This window comes from Faecalicatena faecalis, from assembly GCF_012524165.2.
GTDB classification, from domain to species: Bacteria; Bacillota; Clostridia; order Lachnospirales; family Lachnospiraceae; genus Faecalicatena_A; species Faecalicatena_A faecalis.
Genome location: NZ_JABACJ020000026.1, coordinates 59,252 through 67,404, shown reverse-complemented (window position 1 = coordinate 67,404; position 8,153 = coordinate 59,252). Strand labels below are relative to the sequence as shown.

5 protein-coding genes and 1 riboswitch are annotated in these 8,153 nt (G+C 47.7%); of the genes, 4 read left to right on the top strand and 1 reads right to left on the bottom strand.

Features of this window, described 5'->3' with window-relative positions:
* Window positions 1-330: 330 nt before the first annotated feature.
* The 4 genes from HGO97_RS19820 (at window position 331) to HGO97_RS19805 (ending at window position 6,961) form a co-directional block, all read left to right on the top strand.
* A complete protein-coding gene (locus HGO97_RS19820; RefSeq protein ID WP_216244593.1) occupies window positions 331-2,430 on the top strand; it encodes a glutamine synthetase III family protein in 2,100 nt (699 codons plus the stop codon).
* Window positions 2,431-2,583: 153 nt separating this feature from the next.
* Window positions 2,584-4,317 (top strand): ammonium transporter, encoded by a 1,734-nt coding sequence (locus tag HGO97_RS19815; protein WP_216244601.1) that lies wholly within the window; start codon window positions 2,584-2,586, stop codon window positions 4,315-4,317.
* Window positions 4,318-4,422: 105 nt separating this feature from the next.
* A riboswitch (M-box (ykoK) riboswitch) is annotated at window positions 4,423-4,591 on the top strand.
* A 148-nt stretch (window positions 4,592-4,739) separates the two neighbouring features.
* A complete protein-coding gene (gene mgtE / locus HGO97_RS19810) occupies window positions 4,740-6,071 on the top strand; it encodes a magnesium transporter (protein ID WP_216244600.1) in 1,332 nt (443 codons plus the stop codon).
* Window positions 6,072-6,085: 14 nt separating this feature from the next.
* A complete protein-coding gene (locus HGO97_RS19805) occupies window positions 6,086-6,961 on the top strand; it encodes an aldose 1-epimerase family protein (protein WP_216244592.1) in 876 nt (291 codons plus the stop codon).
* A gap of 134 nt (window positions 6,962-7,095) precedes the next feature.
* Here the strand turns inward: HGO97_RS19805 and HGO97_RS19800 are convergent, their stop codons facing one another.
* Window positions 7,096-8,121 (bottom strand): branched-chain amino acid aminotransferase, encoded by a 1,026-nt coding sequence (locus tag HGO97_RS19800; protein ID WP_216244591.1) that lies wholly within the window; start codon window positions 8,119-8,121, stop codon window positions 7,096-7,098.
* Between the last annotated feature and the right edge of the window lie 32 nt (window positions 8,122-8,153).

Genomic DNA, 8,153 nt, shown 5'->3' with positions numbered 1-8,153 from the left:
CCCCCCCCCCCCCCCCCCCCCCCCCCCCCCCCCCCCCCCCCCCCCCCCCCCCCCCCCCCCCCCCCCCCCCCCCCTTCTCCCCCCCCCCCCCCCCCCCCCACAAAAACAAAAAAACCCCCCCCGCCGCCCCCCCCCCCCCGCCCCCCCCCCCCCCACCCTCCCACCCCCCCGCCAGCGCCCCCCTCTCCCCCCCCCTCATAAAGCTCGTCACAATTTTCCCTCTTGACATTCTGATTTTTTTGTGTATACTACTTCTCATAAGCAAAGGCGCTTTGGAGATTCTCCAAGGCGCTTTTTTTATGTTAAATACTGAAAGGAGCGTACCTTAATATGGCACAAAATATCCCTGAACTCTACGGCAGTCTTGTTTTTAATGACAAGATCATGCGCAGCAAATTACCCAAAGATATGTACAAAGCACTGAGAAAGACGATCCAGAATGGAACCCACTTAGAACTGGATGTCGCCAATTCGGTGGCAGTGGCTATGAAAGAGTGGGCAATCGAAAATGGGGCGACCCACTACACCCACTGGTTTCAGCCGATGACAAATGTCACTGCAGAAAAGCATGACAGCTTCATTTCCCCTACGGGTGACGGACAGGTGATCATGGATTTTTCCGGAAAGGAACTGGTCAAAGGTGAACCAGATGCATCCAGTTTTCCATCAGGAGGACTGCGTGCTACGTTCGAGGCGAGAGGATATACTGCATGGGATCCTACCTCACCTGCTTTTATCAAGGACGGGACGTTGTATATCCCGACTGCTTTCTGTTCCTACAGCGGGGAGGCTCTTGATAAGAAAACGCCTCTGCTGCGTTCCATGGAAACACTGAACCGTGAGGCTTTACATATGCTGCACCTTCTCGGAAATACAACGGTCAAACATGTCTCTACTACAGTAGGACCGGAACAGGAATATTTTCTGGTAGATAAGGAACTGTACCGCCAGAGAAGGGACCTGATTTTCTGCGGAAGGACACTGATCGGCGCTCCGGCGCCTAAGGGACAGGAAATGGAGGACCATTACTTTGGAGCCTTGAAGCCGAGAGTTTCCGCTTACATGCATGATCTTGACATGGAATTGTGGAAACTGGGAATCCCGGCAAAGACAAAACATAACGAGGTTGCCCCGGCCCAGCATGAACTGGCTCCGGTCTTTGACACAAGCAATGTGGCGGTAGACCATAACCAGCTTACTATGGAAATCATGAAAAAAGTGGCTGACAAACACGGACTTGTCTGCCTGCTCCACGAGAAGCCTTTTGACGGCATTAACGGAAGTGGAAAGCATAACAACTGGTCCATGATTACAGACGGGGGCTTAAATCTCCTTGATCCAGGCAAGACTCCTGCTGAAAATACACAGTTCCTTGTATTTTTAACAGCAGTCATTCAGGCCGTGGATGATTATGCAGATCTTCTGCGTATCTCTGTTGCAAGCCCTGGAAATGACCATCGTCTGGGAGCCAACGAAGCACCGCCTGCCATCGTCTCTATTTTCCTTGGGGATGAGCTGACAGAAGTGCTTAAGGCAATCGAAAATGACCAGTACTTTAACGGACAGTGTGCCGTACAGATGGATATCGGAGCAAAGGTCCTGCCTCATTTTGTCAAGGATAATACAGACCGCAACCGGACTTCACCTTTCGCATTTACCGGAAATAAATTTGAATTCCGTATGCTGGGTTCTGCCGCATCCGTGGCAAATCCGAATATTGTACTCAATACTGCCGTTGCTGAATCTCTGCGCCAGTTCTCTGAAAAGCTGAAAGACGTGGCGCCTGAGGACATGGAAACGGCTGTCCACAAGCTGTTAAAGGAAACGATTCAGGACCATAAGAGAATCATATTTAACGGCAATGGCTATACAGATGAGTGGGTGAAAGAGGCCCAAAGACGCGGGTTATATAACTTAAAGGCTACCCCGGATGCCCTTCCATTCTTCATCTCTGATAAAAATGTGAAGCTGCTTACAAATCATAAGATCTTCACAAAGGAGGAAATCCATTCCCGCTATGAGATCTGGCTTGAGAATTATGCCAAAACAATTAACATCGAATCCAATACGATGGCAGAGATGGTTTATAAGGATATTCTTCCCTGCATTCTCTCCTATATGGAGCAGCTGGCCAATACTGCGTGCCTGAAAAAATCTGTGGCTGCAGATATTTCCACAGACAGCGAGGCCGTTCTTATCAAGAGACTGACCAGACTGCAGAACACGATTCTGGAGGAGACCGAACGCTTGAAGGAGGATACTTTAAAGGCCAATTCCTATGAGGATATCCTGAGCTGTTCAAAGGCTTTTGAGACGACAGTTCTTGCCGATATGGCACGTGTGAGAAAGGCAGTCGATGAGGCAGAAACACTCCTGCCGGAGTCACTGCTTCCTTATCCGGCATATGATAAGCTTCTGTTCTCTATTTAATTTCATGAAGGGAGCTGCAAAGAGGATTCTTAAATCCGCTTTGTACTGCCCCGGAACCTGAAACTACATATTTTGTTCGCAAAGGCGCGTGGAAACATTTCCCGCGTCTTTTGTTATAAATAAAAAAGAAAAGGAGTATTACTTATGAATGAAATGTTTTCTTCTGTAAACACAATCTGGGTGCTTTTCGGCGCCGCACTGGTCTTTTTCATGCAGGCCGGATTTGCCATGGTTGAAACTGGCTTTACAAGGGCCAAAAATGCCGGAAATATCATCATGAAAAACCTGATGGATTTCTGTATCGGCACCCCCGCCTTCTGGCTTATCGGCTTCGGGCTCATGTTCGGTGCCGGAAACGGAATCATTGGGAAAATAGGAGGGATTGCATCTGAGGCAAACTACGGAAACGGGATGCTTCCCGATGGTGTTCCGTTCTGGGCATTCCTGATTTTCCAGACCGTATTCTGTGCGACCTCTGCCACCATCGTTTCCGGTGCCATGGCAGAACGTACCAAATTTTCTTCTTACTGCATTTACAGTCTGATCATCAGCCTGATCGTCTACCCGATATCCGGACACTGGATCTGGGGCGGCGGATTCCTTAGTGAAATGGGCTTCCACGACTTTGCTGGCTCCTGTGCGGTCCATATGGTAGGAGGCGTCGCTGCTTTCGTCGGTGCGCTGATCCTTGGACCCCGTATTGGAAAATACTCCAAAGACGGCAAGTCCAAAGCAATTCCAGGCCACAACCTGACAGTCGGTGCACTTGGTGTCTTCATCCTGTGGTTCTGCTGGTTTGGATTCAACGGCGGCTCTACCGTAAGCATGGAGGGGGACGCAATCGTAAGTGCAGGTAAAATCTTCGTCACAACCAACCTGGCCGCTGCTGTTGCAACGATCACGGTCATGCTGCTTACCTGGATTCTTTACAAAAAGCCGGATGTTTCCATGTCCCTGAACGGTACTCTGGCAGGACTTGTTGGAATCACTGCCGGCTGTGATACTGTATCTCCTGTATCAGCTGCCATCATTGGTATTGCAAGTGGTTTTATCGTCGTATTCGGCATTGAATTCATCGACAAGGTCTTAAAAGTCGATGATCCGGTCGGTGCAGTCGGTGTACATGGACTCTGTGGTGCTTTCGGTACTCTTGCCGTGGGACTGTTCTCCGATGGTGCCGGCACTGACTGGAAGGGTCTGCTTACAGGTGGAGGCGTACATGGATTCTTTGTCCAGCTCACAGGAATGGCTGTCACGATCGTCTGGGTAGCCGTTACGATGACTATCGCATTCCAGATCATCAAACATACGATCGGGCTTCGTGTCACAGCAGAGGAAGAGATTGCCGGACTGGATGCCAAGGAACACGGTCTTGCCAGTGCATATGGTGACTTTGTGGTACAGGACAGCCTCGTGAAGGTCCCTGTTCCTATGGGAACCTCCAGAACAGTTCCTTCACCTGGTACAGCCGCATCCGCTCCATCGGAAAATATTTCTGTTTCTGCCAGTGCAGGTGTCCACAAACTGACCAAGGTCGTGATCATCACCCGTCAGAACAAACTGGAGGAATTGATGCAGGCACTCAATGATATTGGCGTCACAGGTATTACCATCACAAACGTCCTTGGCTGCGGTGTACAAAAAGGTGCTCCATCTTACTACCGTGGTGTTAAGCTGGATATGAACCTGCTTCCGAAGGTAAAGATCGAGATTGTAGTCAGTCTTGTACCCGTTGAAAAAGTAATTGAAACTGCGAAAAAAGTACTGCATACCGGACAGATCGGGGATGGTAAGATTTTCGTATATGACATTGAAAATGTAGTCAAGATCCGGACAGGGGAGGAAAACTACCTGGCACTTCAGGATACCTCCGGTTTAGAGGAATAAAGAATGTGATTGAGTAACGTGATTGATACTGATTACACTCTCCTCCTAATTTTTTTCTTGACATATCCCCTGTCCGTGCACTACAATAAATAAAGTAATATAATAGAATCATTTCGGTAGGTGAGGCTACCACAGGGATTGGGATTTTCCTGAAGATTGCTGCCGCGAGATTGTGGAGACACAACGAGTTGGTTAGCAGGCGATGTCGTGAAGGCATAACCTAATGCAATTGATATGCCCTGTGATGCTAAAGCTTGGACGGTGGATATTTTTATGGAGTATTGTGTATGTATGGCTCCGTCATTGTTCAGGCAGTGACGGAGCTTTTTTTATTCAGAAAGGTGGTGAGGTTATGGACGCTGGTGCCAGTTATCATTCGCAGAGTTTACTAGAATTGAATACAGATTGGAGATGTAATTATGATGGACAAGACTATTTTTGTAGAACTCCTTATGCAGCACCACTACAAAGCTGTAAGGAGCATTTTGGATGTCATGAACGAAGTGGACATAGCCTCCCTTCTTTCCGAATTAGATGACAAGGAACTGGCTCTTGCTTTCCGCCTGATTGCCAAGGATAAGGCAGCGGAAGTATTTGCCAATATGAACAATTCCATGCAGTCTTATCTTGTGGAAATGTTTACAGAGAAAGAGCTGCGCGAGCTTTTGGATGACTTATACATGGACGATACGGTGGATATCCTGGAGGAGCTTCCGGCCAACCTGGTGACCAGGATTCTAGATACGGTCAGCCAGTCCGAGAGGAATATGATCAACCTGCTCCTGAATTACCCGGACGACAGCGCCGGAAGTATTATGACAACGGAATATGTGGGCTTAAGACAGTCCATGACTGTGGAGGAATCCATGGCTCATATCAAGAGGACAGGGATTCACAAGGAAACTATCTACACCTGTTATGTGACAGACAAAAGAAAGCTGATCGGGATCGTCACCGCAAAGGAACTGATGACCTCGGATGATAAAATACCGATCAAAGACCTGATGGAGACGGAGATTATTTCCGTCAATACCCATACGGATAAAGAAGAGGTGGCAGAGCTCTTCCGCAAATACGACCTGCTTGCGCTTCCAGTGCTGGATGCAGAGGGACTGATGGTAGGGATCGTCACATTTGACGACGCCATGGATGTCATGGTGGAAGAGGCAACAGAAGATATCACCAAGATGGCTGCCATGAGCCCAAGCGAGCAGACTTACTTTGATACCTCTGTACTAAATCACGCCAAACACCGTATTACCTGGCTGCTCGTACTGATGTTTTCCGCAACCATCACCGGGACCATTATTACCAGATATGAAAATGCATTCGCTGCCATTCCGCTGCTTGTTTCCTTCATTCCTATGCTGATGGATACCGGCGGTAACTGTGGCTCTCAAAGCTCCACACTGATTATTCGTGGAATCGCACTGAACGAGATCCAGTTCCGTGACATTTTCCGGGTCATGTTCAAAGAATTCAGAGTCTCTATTGTGGTTGGAATCGCATTGGCCCTGGCAAATGGGGTGAGAATACTTATTATGTACCATGATGTATCACTTGCGCTGGTCATCGGGCTTTCTCTGGCAGTGACGATCGTGATTTCAAAGCTGATTGGGTGCGTCCTGCCGCTGCTTGCCAAGAAGATCAACCTGGACCCGGCAATCATGGCCGCTCCACTGATCACGACCATGGTGGATACCTGCTCGATCCTGGTATATTTTAATATTGCGACACGGGTATTTGCGCTATAGAAAGGAGCCCATTTATGAACTACACTATCCGTAATTCCTTTTTAACTGTCACCGTCTCCTCCCACGGCGGAGAACTGCAGTCTATAAAGACACCAAACGACAGAGAATATCTCTGGCAGGGAGAAGAAGCCACCTGGCCGGACAGAGCCCCCAACCTGTTCCCTTATATCGCAAGACTTACTGAAGGGAAGTACACTTACCGGGGCTTACAGTATCACCTGGATATTCACGGCTTTTTGAAAGATACCGAGTTAATATGCAGTGCCCACGATGAGAACAGCCTTGTTCTATCTATGGAAAGCAGTGAGTTTACAAAGAAACAATATCCTTTCTTATTTTTTCTTTCCATAAGCTATAAACTGGATCAGGATGTCCTGCATATTTCATATCTGATTGAAAATAAAGATACGAAAACGATGTTTTTTGGATTGGGCGGCCACCCTGGTTTCTGTGTTCCGTTTGAAGAGGGAAGAAAGTTTGAGGATTACGAACTGCACTTTGAACCAGACTCTGCCCCCAAACAGCTACTTTTTACGGAAGACTGCTTTGTTACAGAAAGAGAAAGGGATTTCGTACTTCATGAAGACCATACCCTCCCTCTAACACATGAAATGTTTGACAACGATGCGATTATTCTGAGGAATGCAGGCAAAAAAATTACACTGTGTTCCCCAAATTCCTCCCATTTTGTCACGGTAGATTTTGCCGACTTTCCTTATCTGGGACTTTGGCATTTTCCAAAGACTCCTGTGGAATATCTCTGCATTGAACCGTGGTGTTCTCTCCCTTCCAGAAAAGACGTTATTGAAGATTTGGAGGAACAAAAGAATCTGATTTCCCTGCCGGCCAAGGAATCCTGTAAAAAGGAATTCTGTATTCGTATCCAATAGGCAGAGAGAATAGGATTGTGTAATATTGACTCATGTTCCTGAAAAAAGGCACTTCCTGTAACTCGGAAGTGCCTTTCTTATATCCATATAATCGAAACCTTAGTTCCTTATTATCTCATGTTTTCCACTATCACTTAAACAATGACCTTGATCCATCCTTTAGGTGCCTCAATGCGTCCCATCTGGATTCCGGTCAGGGTATCATAAAGCTTCTGGATCGTCGGTCCCATCTTTTCCATTCCACTTGGCAGGCAGATCTCTTTTCCATGATCCACGATCTTGCCGACTGGTGAGATAACGGCTGCGGTTCCGCAAAGTCCACACTCTGCGAAATCTTTCACTTCATCCAGATAGACATCTCTCTCTTCTACTTCCAAGCCCAGATAATGCTCTGCCACATACAGAAGGGAACGTCTGGTAATAGACGGCAGAATGGTATTGGAATGTGGTGTGACCACTTTTTGATCCTTTGTTACAAAGATGAAATTCGCTCCTCCTGTCTCCTCTACCTTCGTTCTTGTGGCAGAGTCCAGATACATATTCTCATCGTATCCATTCGCATGTGCTGTCACGATTGCATGGAGGCTCATCGCATAATTCAGACCAGCCTTAATGTGTCCGGTTCCATTCGGTGCTGCACGGTCAAAATCTGATACACACAGAGTAAGAGGCTTTACGCCGCCCTTAAAATATGGTCCTACAGGAGTCGTAAATACACGGAACTGATACTCATCTGCCGGCTTCACACCGATGACCGGGTTGATTCCGAACATGTAAGGTCTGACATAGAGCGTCGCTCCTGAGCCGAATGGCGGTACATATGCCGCATTTGCTCTCACTGTCTGCTCCACAGCCTCCACAAAGCGGTCTGCAGGAAATACAGGCATCTCCAGTCTTCTCGCAGAGTCTTCCATTCTTTGTCCATTTAAATCCGGGCGGAAGGTCACGATGTGTCCGTCCTCTGTTGTATATGCCTTCAAGCCTTCGAAAATGGTCTGTGCATACTGCAGGACTCCGGCACACTCGTTCATCACGATATTCGGGTCGTCAATTAGGGCGCCTTCGTCCCATTTTCCATCCTTGAAATTGGCTACATATCTCTTGTCAGTAGGGATATATCCAAATCCAAGATTCTCCCAGTCAATATTTTTCTTATCCATCTGTATCTCCTCCATTCCTCTGCATTCATGCA